We start from the raw sequence: 19,501 nt of genomic DNA, 5'->3' as shown, positions 1-19,501 counted from the left end.
GGCGAAGAGTACAGCCTGCTGTACTTCTCCGGCCGCACCGTACAAGCCTGCCGCAGTTCTTCGGCCGCACCGTACCGCCTGCCGCAGTTCTCAGGCCGCCGGGTGCAGGCGGCCGTCGCGCATCTCGACGATCCGGTCGGCGGCGGCGAGGTGGTCCCGGTCGTGGGTGACCAGCACCGTGGCGGTGCCCCGCTCGCGGGTGAGCCGACCGAGCAGGCCGATGACGGCGGCGCCCCGCTCGTGGTCGAGCGCGCTCGTCGGCTCGTCGACCAGCAGGACGACCGGGTCGTTCATCAGCGCGCGGGCGATGTTGATCCGCTGGCGCTGGCCGCCGGAGAGCTGGTGCGGACGCCGACCCGCCTGGCCGGCGAGCCCGACCGCGTCGAGCAGGTCCCGCGCCCGGTCCCGGGCCCGCGCCGGCGACCGGCCGTCGAGGGTGGCCATCACCTGGAGCTGCTCGGCGGCGGTCAGCGACGGCAGCAGGTTGGGTTGCTGGAAGACGATGCCGATCGCGCGCCGGCGCAGGGCGGCGAGCCCGCCACGGCTCATCCTGGTGGTGGCGACGCCGTCCACCCCGACCGTGCCGGCGTCCGGGGTGACGAGCGTGGCGGCGACCGCGAGCAGGCTGGACTTGCCCGAGCCGGACGGGCCGACGACGGCGGTCAGCTCGCCCTTCGCGACCGACAGGGTGACGTGGTCGAGGGCGGTCAGCCGGGAATCGCCGTCCGGGTAGGTGAGGGTGACGTCGGTCAGGTCGAGGCTCATCGCGCGCTCCCCAGGGCGGTCAGCGGGTCGACGGCGGTGATGCGGCGCACGGACAGGGCGGCGCCGAGCATGCCGAGCATGATCATCACCGCAGCCGGGACGGCGACGGTGGCGGGCGTCAGCACGAACGGCACGTCCGACCCGGAGACGAGCACGCCGAGCCCGGCGGCCAGGCCGGTGCCGAGCGCGGTGCCGCCGACCAGCAGGACGCCGGCCTGCCCGAGGGCGTCGGTGAGCAGTGCGGCGGTGGAGGCGCCCAGGGCCTTCAGGACCGCCACGTCGCCGCTGCGCTGGATCGTCCACACCGTGAAGAAGGCACCGATGACCAGGGCGGAGATGGCGAACAGGAAGCCGCGCATGAGCTGGAGCGAGCCGTTCTCCGAGCGGTAGGAGCCGATCGCGGCGAGCGAGTCGCCGGTGCGGACGGCCCGGGTGCCGGCGGCGCGGTCGGCGGCGGCCACGTCCACGCCCGCGCCGGTACGCAGCGCGATCACGGTGGCGGTGCCCGGGTCGGCGTTGCCGGTCCGCCGCCAGGTGTCGAGGCTGGTCCACACCACCGGGGTGTGGCTGAAGGAGGCGTCCCCGCGTACCGCCGCCACGGTCAACTCCCGGCCGGCCACGGTGAGGCGGTCGCCGGCGCGCAGGTCGAGGTCGGTGGCGGCCGTGGTGGACAGCACCGCCGTGTCGTCGTCGAGGTCGCCGGGGGCGAGGCGGGACCCGGCGCGGACGCCGAACACGGAGACGGCGGCGCTGCGGCCATCGGCGGTGACCCGGGTGGTGCCGATGCCGAGCGGCTCGGCGGCGGTGACGCCGGGCGTGTCGGCCCACCGCTGCCACTGCCGTTCGGTGACTGTCGAGTCGGCGTACGACGGTTGCGGGCCGCCGAAGGCGATCCGGTCGGCCGGCAGGCCGGTGATCGCGGAGGTGTTCTGCCGGCCCAGCCCGGCGGTCAGGCCGGACAGCAGGCCGACCAGCAGGGTGATCAACACGATGACGGTTCCCATCAGGGCGAACCGCCCCTTGGCGAACCTCAGGTCTCGCCACGCGACGAACACTTGTCGACCGGTCCTTTCCACGGCGCTCACGGACGTCTCCCACGGTCGCCCCGGGGTGGCGGGCCGGGCATCCGGCGGGGGGCGGCACTTTCCGGGCGGAACGGCGGCGGGCCGGTTACGACTTTCGACAGATCCCCGCTGACCTGCGCTTCCTCTAGGCTGGGAGGGCCGTGACCACCGTTCCCGCCCTGACCACCTCCACCGCCCGTGTGCTGGCCTGGTGCCTGCACCTGCTGGTGGGCGTCCTCTTCGCGCTCGCCGGCCTGCGTGCCGTCGCCACCGGACGACCGCACGCCGCGGCGATCGCGGCGGTGGCGGCGGCGGGCCTGCTGACGTACGCGGCCGGGGCGTTCCTGCCCGGCGTCCGCCGTTCCCGGCGGGTCGCCGGCTGGTGGCTGGCGGCGGTCGGCGCCGGGTGGCTGGCGCTGACCGCGCTGACCGTGGACGGCCTGTGGATCGCGTTCCCGCTCTATCTCCTGCAACTGCACCTGCTGCCCCGGCGCACCGGGGCGGCAGCCGTCGCGGTGACCGCCGTGGCGGCCGTCGTCGCCTTCGCCGCCCACCGCGGCGCGGTCAGCGTGGCCGGCACGCTCGGGCCGGTGCTCGGCGCCGCCGTCGCGGTGGCCGTGGTCCGGGGCTACCAGGCGCTCTACCGGGAGAACGAGCGACGCCGGCGCCTGATCGAGGAGTTGACCGCCACCCGCGCCGACCTGGCCCGGGCGCAGCACGAGGCCGGGGTGGCGGCGGAACGCGAGCGGCTGGCCGCCGAGATCCACGACACCCTGGCGCAGGGCCTGACCAGCATCCAGTTGCTGCTGCGCGCCGCCGGCCGGGTGCTGCCGGACCGGCCGGACACCGCCGCCCGCCACGTCGAGCAGGCCCGGCAGACCGCGGCGGACAACCTCGCCGAGGCCCGGCGCTTCGTCGCCGCACTCACCCCACCGGCGCTCGACGACACCACGCTGGCCGGCGCGTTGGAGCGCCTGTGCGCCACCACCGGCGCCCGGCACCGGCTCGCCGCCCGGTTCACGGTCACCGGCTCCCCGGCGCCGCTGCCGACCGCGCACGAGGTGGCGTTGCTGCGGGTCGCCCAGGCGGCGCTGGCCAACACCGTCCGCCACGCCCGGGCCACCACCGTCGAGGTGACGCTCGGCTTCCTCGCGGACCGGGTCACCCTGGACGTGAGCGACGACGGCGCCGGCTTCGACCCGGAGCGGCTGCCCGGACCCGACCCCGACGGCGGCGGCTTCGGCCTGGCGGCCATGCGCGCCCGTACCCGGGCGCTCGGCGGCGGCCTGACCGTCGCCGCCGCGCCCGGGCGCGGCGCCACCGTCTCCGCCCGGCTCCCCCGCACCCCGTCCGGCGGGCGACCGTGACCGGCGTGCCGATCCGGCTGCTGCTCGCCGACGACCATCCCGTCGTCCGGGCCGGGCTGCGCGCCGTGCTGGAGACCGAGCCGGGTCTGGTCGTGGTGGCCGAGGCCGCCACCGCCGAGGAGGCGGTGGCCCGCGCCGCCGCCGGGGACGTCGACGTGGTGCTGATGGACCTGCGGTTCGGCGGCGGCATGACCGGGGTGGCGGCCACCGCCACCATCACCGCCCGACCGGACGCGCCCCGGGTGCTGATCGTCACCACCTACGACACGGACGCGGACACGCTGCCCGCCATCGAGGCCGGTGCGACCGGCTACCTGCTCAAGGACGCCTCCCCGGACGAGTTGGCCGCCGCCGTGCGTACCGCCGCCGCCGGCCGCACCGCGCTCGCCCCGGCCGTCGCGGACCGGCTGATGAACCGGCTGCGCACGCCGGACACCGCGCTGACCCGGCGCGAGACGGAGGTGCTCGGCCTGGTCGCGGACGGGCTGTCCAACCAGGCCATCGGGCGGCGGCTGCACCTGACCGAGGGCACCGTCAAGTCGCACCTGTCGCGCATCTACACCAAGCTGCGCGTCGAGTCGCGGACCGCCGCGGTCGCCGCCGCCTCCGATCTGGGGATCATCCGCCGCCGGCCGGCGTAGGCCGGACCGCTCCTCCCGGCCCGGACCGGCGGCGGACGATCGGGCGCCACGGCGGTCCACCGCCGGTGCGGGTGCCGCCGCGCGCGCGGCGGTCAGTCCGGCCGCCGCTCCGCGCCGAAGTACTCGGGTCGGCTGACCCAGGCGTCGCTGACGAACATCACGCCGGGCCGCTGGGCCAGGATGTCGCGCAGGCCGGTCACCACCGGTTCGGCCCGGCCGTGCGGGAGCACGGCGATGACCATGACGAGCCCGGCCCGGTCGTTGAAGAGCAGCCGGCCCTCGTGGGTGCCGTGGTGGCCGAAGCCGGAGACGCCGCTCAGACTCGTCCAGCCGCTCACCCCGGAGGCGTGCAGCAGGGTACGGACGGCGTCGGCGTCGTCGGCGCGCGTGACGACCTCCACCTTGACCATGCGGGTCAGTCCCAGTTCGTTCATGCCGTGTACTCCTTCTCCGCCGCGGGCGCCGGACGGCGCGCGGGCAGCTCGGTGGCGGGTTCGGTGACGAGGTGCAGGGCGGGCAGCGTCCGCCAGGATCCGCCCGGCGCGGGCTCGGTCCACGCGCCGGTGCGGGGGTCGACGACTGTCAACGACAGCCAACCGCCGTCGACCAGGTTGCGGAGCCCGGGGTTGCGGCCCAGCACGGTGTCGACCAGGTGGTGCGGGGCGCGGATCACGGCGAGCAGCCGCAGCGGCTCGTGGACCGGTCGGGTGCCGTCGCCGACGGACTGGAGCGGCAGGCCGACGCGCAGGTCACCGCCGGATCCGGAGAGGACCCCGAGCGCGTCGCCGAGGACGGTGTGGACCGTCTTGGTGCCCGCCCCGAGTCGATGCGGATCGACGGTGGAGAAGTAGTACTGGAGGTTGATCCAGGCGGCGACGACCATCGGGCCGGTCATGATGGTCTCCAGCGCCGCCGCGTCCCGGTCGCCGGCGCAGTCGTAGGAGTGCAGGAACGTCCGGCAGCCGAGGTCGACCCCGGCGGTCAGCTCGCGGGGCGCGGCGATGAACGCGGCGTTGCCGGCCAGCGCCCACTCCGGGCGGACCTGCGCCCAGTCCGACGCGCGCCGGGGCAGGCGCTGTGGACGCGGCCGGCCGGGCAGTCGCGCGGCCCGTTCCGCACGCAACCGCGCGCCCGCCTCGGCCAGCCGGGCGGACAGTTCCTCGACCGCCGGCCGCAGCCCGGCGGGCACGCTGTCCACGTCGTACAGCCGCACCTCGTCGGTGACGGTGTCGTGCTCGCCGGCCAGCACGTGCGTGCCGTCGGGCAGGTGGATGCCCCGGTCGGCCAGGGCGGCGCGCACCTCGGGCCGGTTGAGCACCCCGGCGACGAGACGCGCGCTCACCCCGCCCCGGTTGCCGCCGCAGGCGCCGCAGTCCAGGGCGGCGGCGTACGGGTTGTTGGCGCTGGTGGCGCCGTGCCCGCAGAGCAGCACCAGCGGCGCGAAGCCGGTGGTCAGCCCGACCGTGCGGAGCGTCGCCTCGGCGTAGTAGACCTGCTCGTCGAGCGTCATGGCGGCGGCGAGGTCGGCGGCGGTCGGCGCGGTGTGGTCGGCGGCCGGCGCGAACCGGCCGGGCGCGACGGCGCGCAGGAGCAGGGCGGCGGTGGCGAGCACGCCGGCGACCTCGACGAAGGCGAACGCGCCGACCGGGTTCGCCTTGGCGGCGGCGTACGCCCGGCGCCAGGCCAGCCGGGACCGCGTCGCGTGCCCGGCCCGCGCCGACGCCGGTGCCTCCTCCACCGTGGCCACCGGACGCATCAGGACGGGACAGCGGTCCCGCCCCCGCCGGGCGTCGGCGGTCACGGTCCGCACGGGCAGGCCGAAGAAGCCGGCGAAGCCGTACGTGTCGACCGGCCCGGTCGCCTCCAGGTGGCGGCGCAGGCCCTCGCTGCGTACGTCGATGCAGAACACCGCCTGGGCGAGCGCCGGGGCACCGGCGGCCGGCCGGTCCACGCCCCGGTCCAGCCGGTACCGCAGCCGGCGCCGGTACGCGTGCTCCGCGGCGGCGAGCCACACCTCGGACTGCCGGGACGGCGTCAGCTGGAGCGCCACGTCCCGTAGCGCGTCCACGGTCGGCCCGGGCAGGCACGCCAGCAGGGCGGCGTCGACGTCGAGCGCGGCGGCCAGCCGGGCGAGGGCCTCCGGCGCGATCCCGGCCGCCCTCGGCAGGGGCGTGGGTGTCGCGGCGGCGACCGCGTCCAGCACCGGGGGCAGCTCCAGGTGCCGCTGGGCGGCGGCGCCGCCGAGCGCGTACTCGTAGGTGAGGCGCACGGCGAGCAGGTCCAGCGGGCTCAGGGCCGGCCCCGGCCCGGGGTGGGCCTGCGCCCAGCGGGCGTGCCCGGCCCACCCGGGCAGCCGGAGCAGCGACCGGGACAGGTAGGCGGACCAGGCCTCGGGTGGCACCCCGACCGCGCGCAGGAGCACCGCGACGGCCTGTTCGGGCGCCTCGGGCAGCGCGTCGACCAGGGCCGCGAGGCCGGTGACGCCCCACCGGGCCAGGGTCGGGTCGGCGCCGGCCATCCGCCGCCAGCGCGCCCAGCACCCCTCGTCCGCCGGCCCGGGGACCGGCCAGAGCGCCGCCGGGCGTCCGCTGTGCGCCGCGCACCAGGCGGCCACCAGGTCGTCGACGTCCGCGACGATCCGGGTGCCCAGCGCCCGGTCGAGCGTCTCGGCGAGGGTGCGCGGTCCGGCGTCGTGCGGGGTACGGGGACGGGGTCGCGCGGGCAGCTCGGCGAGTCGGCGCCGCGCCACCGCGAGCAGGTCGGCCGGCGCGGGCGGCCCGTCGTGCACCGGATGGCACAGCACGGCCAGTTGGAGGTCCGTGCCGGCGACCCGCCGGTGGCCGATGGTGACCGCGCCGGCGGCAGGTGGCGGGAGCACGGCGGTGAGGTCGGCCGTCGTGATGCGGCCGTCGCGCAGCCGCTGCCGGTAGTCGGCGGCCGGCAGGTGGGTCCGCGCGCCGGCGAGGTCGCGCAGCTCGCCGGTGGCCCGCGTGAACGGCACGCGTTCCCGGCCGGCGAGGGGGTTCACCGCGACGAAGGCGTCCAGGGGGCCGACCGGGCCGACGTGGTCGGCGGCGGCGGTCACCGCGGCGACGACCCGGGCCCCGTCCGAGCGGTCGAGCAGGCCGGGACGCGGCGTGGAGAGCGCCGCGGGGCTGGTCCGGGCGGGTGGAACCGTCCGGCGTCCCCGCGGGTTCGGGCCGCCGTCGTGCCAGGCCCACCACCACAGCGTGGCGCTCGGCCGGCGTCGTAGGACGATTCCGGCGACGGCCACCACGGCGAGCACACCCGCCACCACGCCGACGCCGAGCAGGCTCGTCCCGGTCGGCAGCGCCAGCCACCCGGTGGCGGCCCGCCCGGCGACGAGATATCCGCCGGCCAGCGCCGCCACGGCGATGGTGAGGGCGAGCGCGGTCCGGGCCGGCAGCGCGCGGTCCGCGAGGGCGGACCACACGGCAGCGAGCGCGGCGGCGGCGACCAGCGCGGCGCCGAGGGCGCCGCTGGCGGTCGCGCCGAGCAGCAGCTCGGTGACCAGCACGGTGCCGACCACCGCCGCCGCGGCCAGGACGCGGGACCGGATGGGCGGCGGGCCCACCGGCTGCGGCGCCCCCGCGGCGCGGGCCTGCGCCTGGAGCGTGCCGCCGGCGGAGAGGAACGCGTACGCCTTGTAGACGGCGTGCCCGACCAGGTGCACCGCGGCCAGCCCGAACGCGCCGAGCCCACACTGGGCGAGCATGAAGCCCATCTGCGCGACGGTGGACCGGGCGAGCGTGCCCTTGACGTCGGTGCGGACCGCCGCGAACAGCAGCCCCGAGACGGCGGTGACGAGGCCGACGAGCACCATCGCCGGCATCATCCCGGGCGCGGCGGTCACCACCGGCGCCAGCGTGATCATGAGGAACCCGGCCACGTTGACCATCCCGGCGTGCAGGAAGGCCGACACCGGGGTCGGCGCGTCCAGGGTGGACGGCAACCAGCGGTGCGCCGGCACCTGCGCGGACCGCACCATGCCGGCCACCAGCAGCAGCGCGCCAGCGACGGCCAGCAGCCACCCGGGCCGGTCGCCGGCCGCGGCACGGACCGCGTCCAGGTCGGCGTCGCCGGCCGGCGTGACCAGCAGCGCGAGGCCGGCGACCAGGGCGGCGTCGCCGACGAGGAACAGCCGCCGGGTCCGGCGCGCGGCGGCCCGCACCCGGGGCTGGTCCCGGTAGTGACCGATGAGGCCGACCAGCAGGTGCCCGGCCACGATCCAGCCGACGGCCAGTTGCACGAGGCTGGGGGCGGTCGCCATCAGCAGCGTCGCGGCGGTGGCCGCCGCCACCCGCGCCTGGAGCGCGCGGGCGCCCGGCTCGCCGTCGAGGTATCGGCGGGCGTAGCTGGCGACGACGGCGGCCAGCCCGCAGACGAGCAGGACGAACAGCGCGGTGAACCGGTCGACGCGGGCGCCGACGGAGAACGCCGGCCCGAACGTGTCGACGCGGGCGAGCGCGCCCGGTACGGCCGGGTCGGCCGCCACCCGGACCAGCAGCGCGGCGGCCACCACCGCGCTCAGACCGAGCAACGCGCCCACCAGCCGGGCCGCTCGGCGCGGGTCGGGCACCGCCAGCGCGCCGAGTGCCGCCGACGCGGGCCCGATCAGGACCCCCAGGACCAGTGCGACGTCCATCGCCACCTCCTTCAGACAAGCGCACTCTATTACACGATTTCTAATTCGTGTATCGTGAGGCGCACGACAGTTGCGCGTCCCGAGGAGCAGTGATGGACATGACCGGATCCCCGCCCCAGGGGTGGCCCATCAGCCCGAGCTTCGCCCTCGCCCGGCTGCGCGCCGGACACCACCGCTTCCGGGTGGGCGGCGCGCCCACGCCGTTCGCCCCGGCCGGCGCCCCGGTGGCGGCGGTCCTCTCCTGCGCCGACCCGCAGCCGGAAGCGTCGATCGTGTTCGGCGGCGCCGACGTGTTCGCGGTCCGGGCCGCCGGCCTGAGCGCCGGGCCCTCGGTGCGCGGCAGCCTGGAGTACGCGGTCGGCCACCTCGGCGCGCCCCTGGTGGTGGTGCTCGGCCACACCACCTGCTCGCTGCCGCACGGCAGCGGACCCGAGCGGGTGCGTGCCACCCTCGCCGCGCTGCGCCGGCACTCCCCCCTGCTCGATCAGGCGGTGCGGTCCGGCCGCTGCGGCCTGCACGGCATGGTCTGGCGCGACGCCGAGCGGACCCTCGTCGAGGTGCGCCCCAGCGCCCCGCCACCGGTCCGGCGCGTCGGCCGCCTGCGACCGCCGAACCGGGCCGAGGCGCGACTGCCCTGAGCGGCGGAACCGGTCAGGGGTTGCAGCGCGGGCACGAAGCGGGGTCGGCGCGGCCGGTCACCGGGCGGCGCGAGCGGTACGCGCAACGGGCGCATCCGGAGACCAGCAGCGCGTCGTGACGGGTGGCCGCGCCGCAGTCCCGGCAGGGCAGGCCGCCCTCGGCGCCCACCGGGCCGAATCCGGGCGCTCCGCAGGCGGGACAGGCCGTGGCGAGTCGACGGACCAGCAGCCGTCCGGCGGTGGCGATGACCCGCATCCTGGTCGGATTGACGTGGGCCCGCAGGTCCGCGCCGAGGACGGCGTTGCCGTCGGCGCTGTCGGCGGACGCCCGCCGGAGCGCGCCGAGCACGTCGGCGAGCCGGCGCAGCCCCTTGTCCGGCCGACCGGGCCCCGTCGCCGGCTGGACGACGACGGCGTGGTGCGGGAACCCGACCCGCCGCAGGAACGCGAGCACGGCGGGCCGATCCCGGCCGTCGGTGACGACCTGCCCGTGGTTGGTCTCCAGGCTCACGACGCGCTCCACCACCGTCAGCCCCGACCGGTCGTCGACCAGGGCGACGTACTCCACGTCGGCGGACATCCACGGGACCGCCGGGTGGGGACCGAACGCGCCCTCGCTGGCCAGGCCGACCGGCGACCCGGTGGCGGCCATCCCGAGCCGGGCCTTGCGGACGACGGTTTCCGGCGCCGACCCCGGCCGGCGCACCTCGCCGGTGAACGTGCCGAGCGCGTCGGTGTCCACCCGCGCCACCCGCAGGCTCATGCCGAGCCCGCGCCGCAGCAGCGGGCGCAACGCCCACTGCTTGCCGTGCATCGTCGCCAGGCAGGCCACCACGCCGCGAAACGGGGAGTCCTCCACAGCAGCGACCCTAGCTCGAAACGGAACCGTTATTCACGAAATGGGTTGCGCGCATTTAGGACGGATGCTCACCCGGTGCCGGCGACCGCGTCGATCAGGCCGGCCAGCAGCGCCACCCGGGGGACCACCGAGTCGAGGTCGAGCCACTCCCCCGGGCTGTGGTCGGCGCCGCCGACCGGGCCGAGCCCGTCGAGCACTGTCGCGCCGGCCTCGGCCAACAGGTTGGCGTCGGCGCAGCCGCCGGTCGCGGTGTGCGACACCGGCACGCCGAGCCCGGCGCCCACCTTCGCCGCCAGCTCGGCCAGCCGGCGTCCGGCCGGGTCCGGCTCCCAGGGCGGGGTCGGCGCGTGCACGGCCAGCTCGGCGTGCACGCCGGAGACGGCCGGCGCGGCGACCAGCCGGCGGATCTCGGCGAGCGCGGCCTCGTACTCGCCGGTGCGCCAGGCGCGCAGGTCGACGAGCATCCGGGCCCGGTCGGCGACCACGTTGGGCCGGCCGCCGGCCTCCAGCGCGCCGACGTTCACCGTCACCCCGGGCCAGCGGCCGTTGAGCTGGTCCAGCGCCACGGTCAGCCGGGCGGCGGCGAGCAGCGCGTTGGCGCCGCGCTCCGGTTCGATGCCGGCGTGCGCGGCCCGCCCGCGCAGCGTCACCGCCAGGTCGGCGACGCCCTTGCGGGCGGAGACCAGGTCGCCGTTGTCGCGGGCGCACTCCAGGCACAGCGCCACGTCGACCTCGGCGCCGAGGGTACGCAGCAGCGGCCGGCTGCCCACCGACCCGATCTCCTCGTCCGGCGTGCAGACCAGCACCAGTTCGCCGTACCGGTGCCGGTCGGTCGTGGCGAGCACCTCGACGGCGGCGAGTCCGGCGAGCACGCCGCCCTTGTCGTCGCTGACCCCCGGTCCGTACGCCCGGCCGTCCTGCACCCGGAACGGGCGGGCGGCGGCGGTGCCGGGCGGGAACACGGTGTCCAGGTGACCGGCGAGCAGGATCCGTCGGGTGCCGGTGCCCCGGCGGCGGGCGATCAGCACGTCGCCGAGCGGCCGGCCGGCCGGGTCGGCGACCGGTTCCCGCTCGACGGCCAGCCCGGCGCCGAGGCACCAGGTCTGCACCAGGTCGGCGACCGCGCGCAGCCCGTCGACCTGGCCGGAGCCGGAGTCCACGGCGACCAGCCGGGCGAGCCGGTCGTGGTACGCGGTCAGCCGGTCGCCGGCGGCGCGCAGCAGCGGATCCATGTCAGAGCACCTTGTCGAGGAAGGCGCGGGTGCGCTCGTGGCGGGGCCGGCCGAGCACCTCGTCCGGTGGGCCGGCCTCGACCACCACGCCGTCGTCGAGGAACGCCACCTGGTCGGCGACCTCGCGGGCGAAGCCCATCTCGTGGGTCACCACCACCATGGTCATGCCGTCGGCGGCGAGGCCCTTCATCACGTCCAACACCTCGCCGACCAGTTCCGGGTCGAGCGCGGAGGTGGGCTCGTCGAAGAGCATCAGCTTCGGGCGCATGGCCAGCGCCCGGGCGATCGCCACCCGCTGCTGCTGGCCGCCGGAGAGCTGGCCCGGGTAGTGGTGCGCGCGCTCGGCCAGCCCGACGCGGTCGAGCAGCCGCATGGCCTCGGCGCGGGCACGCTCGCGCGGGGTGCGCAGCACCCGCACCGGCGCCTCGGTGACGTTGCCGAGCGCGGTGAGGTGCGGGAACAGGTTGAACCGCTGGAACACCATGCCGATGTCGCGGCGACGGACGGCCACCTCGCGGGGTTTCAGCTCGTGCAGCTTGTCGCCCTGGCGGCGGTAGCCGACCAGTTCGCCGTCGACCCGGAGCTGCCCGCCGTCGATGCGTTCCAGGTGGTTGACGCAGCGCAGGAACGTCGACTTGCCGGAGCCCGAGGGGCCGAGCAGGCAGGCCACCTCGCCGGGAGCCACGGTCAGGTCGATGCCCTTGAGCACCTCGACCGGGCCGAACCGCTTGGTCACACCCTCGGCACTGACCATCGCCGTCATCGCACGCCTCCCCGGGCGAAGCCGCGGCCGAACCGGCGCTCGACCAGCCACTGGCCGGCGGAGAGGAGGCTGACCAGGGCGAGGTACCAGATCGCCGCCACCAGGAGCAGCGGGATCACCTTGTAGTTGTTCTGGTAGACGCTCTGCACGGCGGTCATCAGGTCCCGCCCGGCGATGATCGACACGAGCGCTGTCGACTTGAGCATGGTGATGGTCTCGTTGCCCATCGGCGGGATGATCACGCGCATGGCCTGGGGCAGCACCACCCGGCGCAGGGTGAGCGTGGGGCCCATGCCGAGCGCGGCGGCGGCCTCGGTCTGCCCGTCGTCGACGGCCAGGATGCCGCCGCGGATCACCTCGGCGGCGTACGCCATCTCGTTGAGCGACAGTGCGAGCACCGCGGCGACGGTGCCGGTGACCACCACGCTGGTGGGGCGGTCGAACAGCACGGTGCCGGTGAACGGCACGGTCAGGGTGATCCGGGGGAACAGCGCGCCGAGGAACCCGAAGAAGATGATCTGCACCAGCAGCGGGGTGCCGCGGAACACCCAGATGAACGTCCACGAGACGCCGCGCAGCACCGGGTTGTCGGAGAGCCGCAGCACGGCGAGCAGGACGCCGCCGGCGGTGCCGAGCAGCATGGCGAGCAGCGTGAGCCAGAGCGTGGTGACCACGCCGTCGAGCACGTAGTCCTGGAACAGGTAGTGGGCCACGGTGCGGGGTTCGAGGTTGGGGCTGGTCAGCAGCGCCCGCAGGAACAGCGCGGCCAGCCCGGCCACGACCAGCGCGGTCAGCCAGCGGCCGTAGTGGCGGACGGGGACGACCCGTACCGTCGGGGGGTCGGTGGTGGTCATCGTGGGAGTGCCTCCGGCAGGGGTGCGGCGGTCGCCGGGCGCCTTCGGGCCCGCCCTCACGGAGTTCGAAAGGGCGCCCGGCGACCGCGGATCAGGGGGCGGTGGTCCGCCGGGGGTCAGTCGATGGCCTGGTCGACGGTGGCCTTCTCGATCGCGATCGGGGTCTGCTTCCACCGGGCCAGGATCTTGCCGTAGGTGCCGTCGTCGATCAGCGACTGCACGGCGGCCCGGTACGCCTCGGCCAGCTCCTTGTTCGCCTTCAGGAAACCGAAGCCGTTCGGGCTGGCCAGCCAGCCGTTGGGCGAGGACGGGTCGTCGACCAGTTCGGCCTTGCCGGCGAGCGAGCCGGCGGTCTCCACCAGGTTGACCCGGGTGGCGGCGACCACCTGCACGTTGCCGGCGATCAGCGCCTGCACCGCCTGCGGGTTCTCCGGATACTCCTTGACCGCCAGCGGCCGGCCGGCGCAGCTCTGCTTGGCGTACGCGGCCAGGTTCTTCGCCTGGTTGCTGGCCTTCTGCACGGCGACCGTGCGGCCGCAGAGGTCGGCGACCGTCTTCACGCCGAGCGGGTTGCCGGCGGCGACCAGGAACCCGGTGCCGGAGGCGGAGTAGTCGACGAACGTGGCGACCTGCTGGCGTTCCTTCTTGTCGGTGATGCCGCCGGCGATGGCGTCGTACTTCGCGGCCTGGAGGCCGGGCACCAGGCCGTCGAACGGTTGCTGGGTGAAGGTGGCCTTCAGGCCGAGCCGGGCCGAGGCGGCCTGGAACAGGTCGTGGTCGAGGCCGACGAACTGGTCGGTGCGGCCCTCCACCTTGAAGTCGATGAACGGCTGGTAGGGGGCGTTGGTGGCGACCGTGACGGTGCCGCGACCACGCACGTCGGACGGCACCTTGGCGGCGACTGCCTTGTCGGTGTCGACCGCGCCGACGCCGTCGATGGTGACGGAGACGGGCGTGATCTCGTCGGTGGCGCCACCGGCGGAGGAGCCGCAGGCGGCGGTGGCGGCGAGCAGCGCCGTGGTCACGCCGACCAGGGCGAGGGAACGGATACGCATGGGGGGTCCTTCCGGGGGCCGGAACAGCCAGCCCCCGGACTGTAACTCACGTTACGATCTCGATGGGGTTACAGTTTTCTGTAACAGACGTTTCAGTGGTCGCCGAACGCCTGCTGCGCCCCCTCCATCGCCTTGAGCCGCGCGCCGGCCACCGGGCCGAGCCTGTCGATCAGCGCCGCGACCAGCGTCTCCACCAGCGCCAACGTGGGCACGAAGCTGTCGTACGGCGACGGCGAGTCGACCCGGGCCGGCAGTACCACCTCGGCCAGCCCGGCCACCGGCGACAGCCACCGGTCGGTGAACAGCAGCACCCGCGCACCCCGTGCGGTGACCTCCCGGGCCAGCGCCAGCGTCGACTCCTCGTAGCGGCGGAAGTCGAAGAGCACGACGAGATCCCGCTTGCCGACGTCGACCAGCATGTCGGCGCGCTCCACCGGGCCGGCCGGCAGCAGCCGGCTGTTGCCGCGCACCTGCATCAGGTGCAGCACCAGATAGTGGGCCACCAGCGCGGAGAACCGGCCACCGGCCGCGGTGACCCGGACCTGCTGGTCGGCCAGGAGGCGCACGGCCGCGTCCAGCTCGCCCTGCGGCAGGTCGGCCAGCGTGCCGGCCACCGCCTCCGGCAGCGTCGCCGCGGCCCGGGGCAGCGCGCCCGCCGGTGACGTCCCGCCGTGCTCGGCGGCCCGGTAGGCGGTCAGCGGCGACGTCTCCCGCTCCGCCAGCTCGTCGCGCAGCGCCCGCTGGAACTCCGGGTACCCGCCGAAGCCGAGCCGGGACAGCAGCCGCAGCACGGTCGGCGCGCTCACCTCGGCGCGTTCGGCAAGCGCCGCCACCGTGCCCAGGCCGGCGGACGGATAGGCGGCCAGCAACGTGCGGGCGACCCGGCGCTCGGCCGGGCTGCACTCGCCGAGCCGCCGGCGGATCAGCGCCGCGACGCCCACCACGTGCGGTTCGTCGACAGCATCGGAGTTCGGCACGAGCCGAGCGTAGCGGCCCGCCGGTCCGGGGCGGGCGTCGCCGCCCGCCCCCGGACCGGTCCCGGGTCAGGACTTCGTGATCGTGCAGGTGTAGTCGGCGGTGCCGGAGCCGGCGTACGCCTCCAGGTCGAGGTGGTAGGTGGCCGAGCCGGAGGCGGTGCGGGTCAGCGTGACCGACTCGTCCGCCCCGGCGCCGTTGTTCACCGACCGGGTCAGCGTGCTGCCGGTGGCGCTGAGCAGGTAGAGGTCCGCGTCGTACGCGGACGGCACCGCGCAGGTCACGGTCAGCGTCTGTCCACTGCCGAGCGTGAGCGCGAAGTAGTCCCGGTCGGAGGTGCTCTTCATGTCGCCGGTGACGGTGGCCGGGTAGGTCAGCCCGGAGACGTCGTTGGCGGCGGTCCGGGAGTCGTTCGGCTCCACCTCGGCGTAGGACGAGCCGCCCGACGGCGGCGGCGTGGTCGAGCAGTCGGTCACCGGCGTACCGCTGTAGAGGCTGCCGTCCGGCACGCCGGCGCGCACGCTGCGCAGGTAGTAGCCGCAGGTGGGCCGGTTGGCGAAGTCGTAGCTGACCCCGTCGGTCAGCTTCCAGATCTTGACGTTGAGGTAGGTCAGCGGCTGGCCGGACACCGCCACCTCGGGCTGGTGGTCGCCGAGCACCACGTACGCGCTCGGGCCGCTGAGCGTGGCCCGGCCGGCGCGGTCGACGAAGAGCGAGGCGCCCTCCTCGACCCCGACGCCCCAGGCCTTGCCGCCGGAGACCAGCCCGTCCTTGACCGCCCGGGCCACGAACGCCATGGTCCGGCCCATCCGGTCGCGGGTGACGAAGTGCGAGTCGTTGATGGTGCCGGCGTAGTTCGGCCAGCGGAACATGCCGGTGGTGAACGTCATCGACCGGTCGTACGGGTTGGCCAGCGCGGACGCCGAGGTGGCGCTCGCGGTGCAGGCGTCGTAGACCACGTCGCTGTTGACGTGGTGCCCGGCGCTGCCGCCGCCGACGCCGCCGCCCTTGGCCACCACCGACTCCACCGACGCCTCCAGCGCGGTGCCCTTCCAGGCCACGTAGCGGCACTGGTCGCCGCCCGCGAAGTAGACGAACTCGGCGTTGCGGATGTCCGCGTTGACCTGACTGTCGTTCCCGTCCGCGGTGGCGGTCAGGGTGAGCGTGGTGCAGGAGTTGACGCCGGTCAGCGGCGTGATCACGTCGCACTCCGGCGTGCCGGTGCCGGAACCGGCGACCACCACCACGTCGATCGCGCCGGTGCCGCCCCGGATCGCGTCGACCGCCTTCGTCATGGTGGCGGTGACGATGCCGCCGGAGCCGTTCATGGTGAACGCCGGGCCGGACCAGCTCGCCCGGGCGGCGTCGGTGGCGCTGCCCTGGCGTACCCGGGTGACCTGGGCGTGCGCGGCGGTGACGCCGAGCGGGGCGACGGTGAGCAGCGCGGCGGCGGCCGCCGTCACGGCGAGTCGGCGGGAGTTGCGGGAAGGGGACATGGGCACCTCCGAGGGGCCACGAAGCGATGAAACAGAAGTTACATTCATTAAGTTCGCTGTTCAATACGTAACTTCTGTTACATGCCGGTGACGGCGGCGCCGGACGCCCGGCCCGACGCCGCCGCGCCACGTCAGACCGGGCGGATGCCGATCACCACGTCGGTGAACGTGGTCGCCGTCGCACCCCGGTAGGCCGCGAAGCCGGCACCCCGGGTCAGCCGCGCCGACCACCGCGGGTCCTTCTCGTACGACGTGCCGCCGACCGCCACGCACCCGGTACGGGCGGCCAGCCCGCCCTCGACCAGCCCGACCATGGCGTAGTCGTAGAAGACGTCCTCGGACGGCGTCGCGGTGCACGGTCCGACCGCCGGCCGGACGCGCGGCTTGCCGGCGGCCGGGAGGACCCGCCAGCGCGGCGCGTCGTACGCGTCACCGGCGGTCAGCCGGCTCCACCGCACGCCCTCGATCCCCCAGACGCCGCCGTGGTCGGTCACCCGGGCCCGGCGCAGGTCCAGCACGCTGACCCCGCGCTGGCCGAGCACCCGCAGCGACTGGCGACGGCTCCCGACGCCGGTCACCTCCAGTGCGGTGTTCTCGTCCAGGCCGAACACGCGCCGGTGGCGGGTGTCCGAGGCGAGCCGGATCGACCGCGCCTCCCGCCCCCGGCGGGAGAAGTGCGTGTCGACCAGCCCGGCGGTGAAGAACCCGAACCCGCCGCGCGGCAGGTAGCCGAGCACGTCCGGGTCCTCGAAGTAGCCCGGCTTCGCGCCGTCACGCAGCCCCGGCTCGGTGGAGCCGCCGGTGATCATGTCGCGGCCGGCCATGATCTGCGCGCCCGCGCTGGTGCCGGCGACCACCGCGCCGCCACGCAGCTTGCGCCGGATCGCGGCGAGCGCCGCGCTGTCCCGCTGCGCCGCCCCCCGGGTCATCGTGGTGACGTAGCGGTACTGGTCGCCGCCGCCGAGGAAGAAGCCGGTCATCGACTCGATCTGCCGAACCACCGCCGGATCGTCGGCCGCGCCCGGATGATCCAGGTCGATCGGGATCCACCGGGCGTCGGCCACCCGGTAGGACCGGAACAGCTCGGCGTAGAAGTCGCCGTTGCAGACGCTGTTGTTGCAGTCCGGCGTGCCGGCGTCGGGATCCTCGGCGGGCACCGGCGCGCCCGCGGTGAGGATGCCGATCCGGGCCTTTCCGGGGCCGCCGGCCAGCCGGACGATGTCGTCGTAGATCTCCCGGTTGTCGTCGGCGAGCGCGCCGCCGACCAGCACCAGGCTGCCGCCGTCGCGGTGGCTGTGGGACGCGGTGGCCGAGGCCGGGACCGCGGCGACCGGCACGCTGAGCGCGACCGCCGCGGCGGCGCCGACCCCCAGGGTCAGCAAGCGGTTCAAGGGCATGGTTGCTCCTCACAGAACCGTGAGGGCGGACCGCGCGCCCAGAGCGTACGACATCGCTGACGCAGGGACAATCATGAGAGCGCTAACATCGCCGATTGTTGATCTCGCGGCGCAAAGAAACGTTGACAGTCGACTATGTGAACGCCACGCTAAGAACGATTGTTAGCGTTAACCAGGTCGTCATCTCCGTCGGAGGAGGATCGATGGACCCCACCGCCCCCCGTCGCCGCCTGGCGGTCGCACTCGCGCCCCTGGCCCTGCTGGTCGCCGTGACCGCGTCCGTGGTCGGCTCCGGCGCGCCCCCGGCGCGCGCCGCCGGCACCGGCCCCTGCGACATCTACGCCGCCGGCGGCACGCCCTGCGTCGCCGCGCACAGCACCACCCGGGCGCTCTACGGCGCCTACACCGGGCCGCTCTACCAGGTGCGTCGCGCGTCCGACAACACCACCCGCGACGTCGCCCCGCTCGCCGCCGGCGACGTCGCGAACGCCGCCACCCAGGACGCGTTCTGCGCCAACACGAGTTGCCTGATCAGCGTCATCTACGACCAGTCCGGCCGCGGCAACCACCTGACCCAGGCCCCGCCCGGCGGGTTCTCCGGCCCGGCGGCCGGCGGTTACGACAACCTCGCCGACGCCACCGGAGCCCCGGTCACGCTGAACGGCCGCAAGGCGTACGGGGTGTTCGTGGCGCCCGGCACCGGCTACCGCGACAACACCACCAACGGCATCGCCACGGGCGACCAACCCGAGGGCATGTACGCCATCTTCGACGGCACCCACTACAACGGCGGCTGCTGCTTCGACTACGGCAACGCCGAGACCAACAGCCGCGACAACGGCAACGGCACCATGGAAGCCATCTACTTCGGCAACATCAAGGTCTGGGGCTACGGCACCGGCAACGGCCCCTGGATCATGGCCGACCTGGAGAACGGCCTGTTCTCCGGCGTCAACCCCGGCTACAACGCCAACGACCCGTCGGTGAGCCACCGGTTCCTGACCGCGATCGTCAAGGGCGAGCCGAACCACTGGTCGATCCGGGCCGGCAACGCCCAGTCCGGCGGGCTGTCCACGTACTACAACGGGCCGCGTCCCAACGCGCCCGGCTACCACCCGATGAAGAAGGAAGGCGCGATCATCCTCGGCATCGGCGGCGACAACAGCCACGGCTCCGCCGGCACGTTCTACGAGGGCGTGATGACCTCCGGCTACCCGACCGACGCCACCGAGAACGCCGTCCAGGCCAACATCACCGCCGCCGGCTACGCGGCGTCCACCGGCGGCAGCCGGCAGAACGTCGAGATCGTCGGCAACCAGTCCAACCGCTGCGTCGACGTGCCGAACGGCAGCACCACCAACGGCACCCAGGTGCAGCTCTGGGACTGCTGGGGCGGCACCATGCAGCGCTGGACCTACACCGCCGCCCGGCAACTCCAGGTGTACGGCAACAAGTGCCTCGACGCCGAGGCGTCCGGCACCACCGCCGGCACCCGGGCCATCATCTGGGACTGCAACGGCCAGGCCAACCAGCAGTGGAACGTCAACGGCAACGGCACCATCAGCAGCGCCCAGTCCGGGCTCTGCCTCGATGCCACCGGCCAGGGCACCGCGAACGGCACCAAGGTCGCGCTCTGGACCTGCAACGGCGGCGCCAACCAGCAGTGGAACCTGCGCAACTGATCCCGCCGGCCGGGCGGGCGACGGCCCGCCCGGCCACCCCGTACCCC

16 protein-coding genes are annotated in these 19,501 nt (G+C 75.1%); 4 read left to right on the top strand and 12 right to left on the bottom strand.

All coding sequences use genetic code 11. The features are described from left to right. Window positions 1–90 precede the first annotated feature (90 nt). Window positions 91–765, bottom strand: coding sequence for an ABC transporter ATP-binding protein (locus ACH495_RS11765; RefSeq protein WP_396857684.1), 675 nt, complete (start codon window positions 763–765; stop codon window positions 91–93). Next, window positions 762–1,769 carry an ABC transporter permease gene (locus ACH495_RS11760; RefSeq protein WP_396857683.1) on the bottom strand — a complete coding sequence of 336 codons (1,008 nt, stop codon included), beginning with the start codon at window positions 1,767–1,769 and terminating at the stop codon, window positions 762–764. The genes ACH495_RS11765 and ACH495_RS11760 overlap by 4 nt, the downstream gene beginning before the upstream one ends. 221 nt (window positions 1,770–1,990) lie before the next feature. Here ACH495_RS11760 and ACH495_RS11755 point away from each other — a divergent pair, with 221 nt between their 5' ends. Next, on the top strand, window positions 1,991–3,196 hold the full coding sequence (locus tag ACH495_RS11755) for a sensor histidine kinase (RefSeq protein ID WP_396857682.1): 1,206 nt from the start codon (window positions 1,991–1,993) through the stop codon (window positions 3,194–3,196). 5 nt (window positions 3,197–3,201) lie between these two features. Continuing rightward, the gene (locus ACH495_RS11750) at window positions 3,202–3,837 is read left to right on the top strand and encodes a response regulator (protein ID WP_396857681.1); all 636 of its coding nucleotides are present in this window, start codon (window positions 3,202–3,204) and stop codon (window positions 3,835–3,837) included. Window positions 3,838–3,929: 92 nt separating this feature from the next. Here ACH495_RS11750 and ACH495_RS11745 read toward each other — a convergent pair whose 3' ends face one another. Together ACH495_RS11745 and ACH495_RS11740 are read right to left on the bottom strand one after the other, a co-directional pair. Beyond that, on the bottom strand, window positions 3,930–4,271 hold the full coding sequence (locus ACH495_RS11745) for a DUF190 domain-containing protein (RefSeq protein WP_396857680.1): 342 nt from the start codon (window positions 4,269–4,271) through the stop codon (window positions 3,930–3,932). After that, window positions 4,268–8,503: a putative inorganic carbon transporter subunit DabA gene (locus ACH495_RS11740; RefSeq protein WP_396857679.1), complete on the bottom strand. Its 4,236-nt coding sequence runs from the start codon at window positions 8,501–8,503 to the stop codon at window positions 4,268–4,270. Before ACH495_RS11740 ends, ACH495_RS11745 begins: the two co-directional genes overlap by 4 nt. A gap of 92 nt (window positions 8,504–8,595) precedes the next feature. Between ACH495_RS11740 and ACH495_RS11735 the strand changes: the two genes are divergently transcribed. After that, a complete protein-coding gene (locus ACH495_RS11735) occupies window positions 8,596–9,141 on the top strand; it encodes a carbonic anhydrase (RefSeq protein WP_396857678.1) in 546 nt (181 codons plus the stop codon). Window positions 9,142–9,154: 13 nt separating this feature from the next. Here ACH495_RS11735 and ACH495_RS11730 read toward each other — a convergent pair whose 3' ends face one another. From ACH495_RS11730 to ACH495_RS11695, 8 genes are all read right to left on the bottom strand, one after another. Further along, complete coding sequence (locus ACH495_RS11730; protein WP_396857677.1) at window positions 9,155–10,000, bottom strand: DUF6671 family protein; 846 nt, start codon at window positions 9,998–10,000, stop codon at window positions 9,155–9,157. Window positions 10,001–10,068: 68 nt separating this feature from the next. Further along, window positions 10,069–11,232 carry a M20/M25/M40 family metallo-hydrolase gene (locus ACH495_RS11725; protein WP_396857676.1) on the bottom strand — a complete coding sequence of 388 codons (1,164 nt, stop codon included), beginning with the start codon at window positions 11,230–11,232 and terminating at the stop codon, window positions 10,069–10,071. Window position 11,233: 1 nt separating this feature from the next. Further along, a complete protein-coding gene (locus ACH495_RS11720) occupies window positions 11,234–11,995 on the bottom strand; it encodes an amino acid ABC transporter ATP-binding protein (RefSeq protein ID WP_396857675.1) in 762 nt (253 codons plus the stop codon). Beyond that, window positions 11,992–12,849: an amino acid ABC transporter permease gene (locus ACH495_RS11715; RefSeq protein ID WP_396857674.1), complete on the bottom strand. Its 858-nt coding sequence runs from the start codon at window positions 12,847–12,849 to the stop codon at window positions 11,992–11,994. The genes ACH495_RS11720 and ACH495_RS11715 overlap by 4 nt, the downstream gene beginning before the upstream one ends. Window positions 12,850–12,965: 116 nt before the next feature. Continuing rightward, entirely contained in the window at window positions 12,966–13,904 is a 939-nt protein-coding gene (locus ACH495_RS11710) for a transporter substrate-binding domain-containing protein (protein ID WP_396857673.1), read from the bottom strand. 92 nt (window positions 13,905–13,996) lie between these two features. Then, window positions 13,997–14,881: a MurR/RpiR family transcriptional regulator gene (locus ACH495_RS11705; RefSeq protein WP_396857672.1), complete on the bottom strand. Its 885-nt coding sequence runs from the start codon at window positions 14,879–14,881 to the stop codon at window positions 13,997–13,999. Window positions 14,882–14,947: 66 nt separating this feature from the next. Further along, entirely contained in the window at window positions 14,948–16,375 is a 1,428-nt protein-coding gene (locus ACH495_RS11700; RefSeq protein ID WP_396857671.1) for a hypothetical protein, read from the bottom strand. Window positions 16,376–16,506: 131 nt separating this feature from the next. Then, on the bottom strand, window positions 16,507–17,772 hold the full coding sequence (locus ACH495_RS11695; RefSeq protein ID WP_396857670.1) for a cyanophycinase: 1,266 nt from the start codon (window positions 17,770–17,772) through the stop codon (window positions 16,507–16,509). 203 nt (window positions 17,773–17,975) lie between these two features. Here ACH495_RS11695 and ACH495_RS11690 point away from each other — a divergent pair, with 203 nt between their 5' ends. Continuing rightward, a complete protein-coding gene (locus ACH495_RS11690) occupies window positions 17,976–19,454 on the top strand; it encodes an arabinofuranosidase catalytic domain-containing protein (protein WP_396857669.1) in 1,479 nt (492 codons plus the stop codon). The last annotated feature ends 47 nt before the right edge of the window (window positions 19,455–19,501 follow it).

Source organism: Micromonospora sp. NPDC018662 (genome assembly GCF_044391475.1).
Taxonomy (GTDB): Bacteria; Actinomycetota; Actinomycetes; order Mycobacteriales; family Micromonosporaceae; genus Micromonospora.
This window is presented reverse-complemented; position numbering and strand designations above follow the sequence as displayed.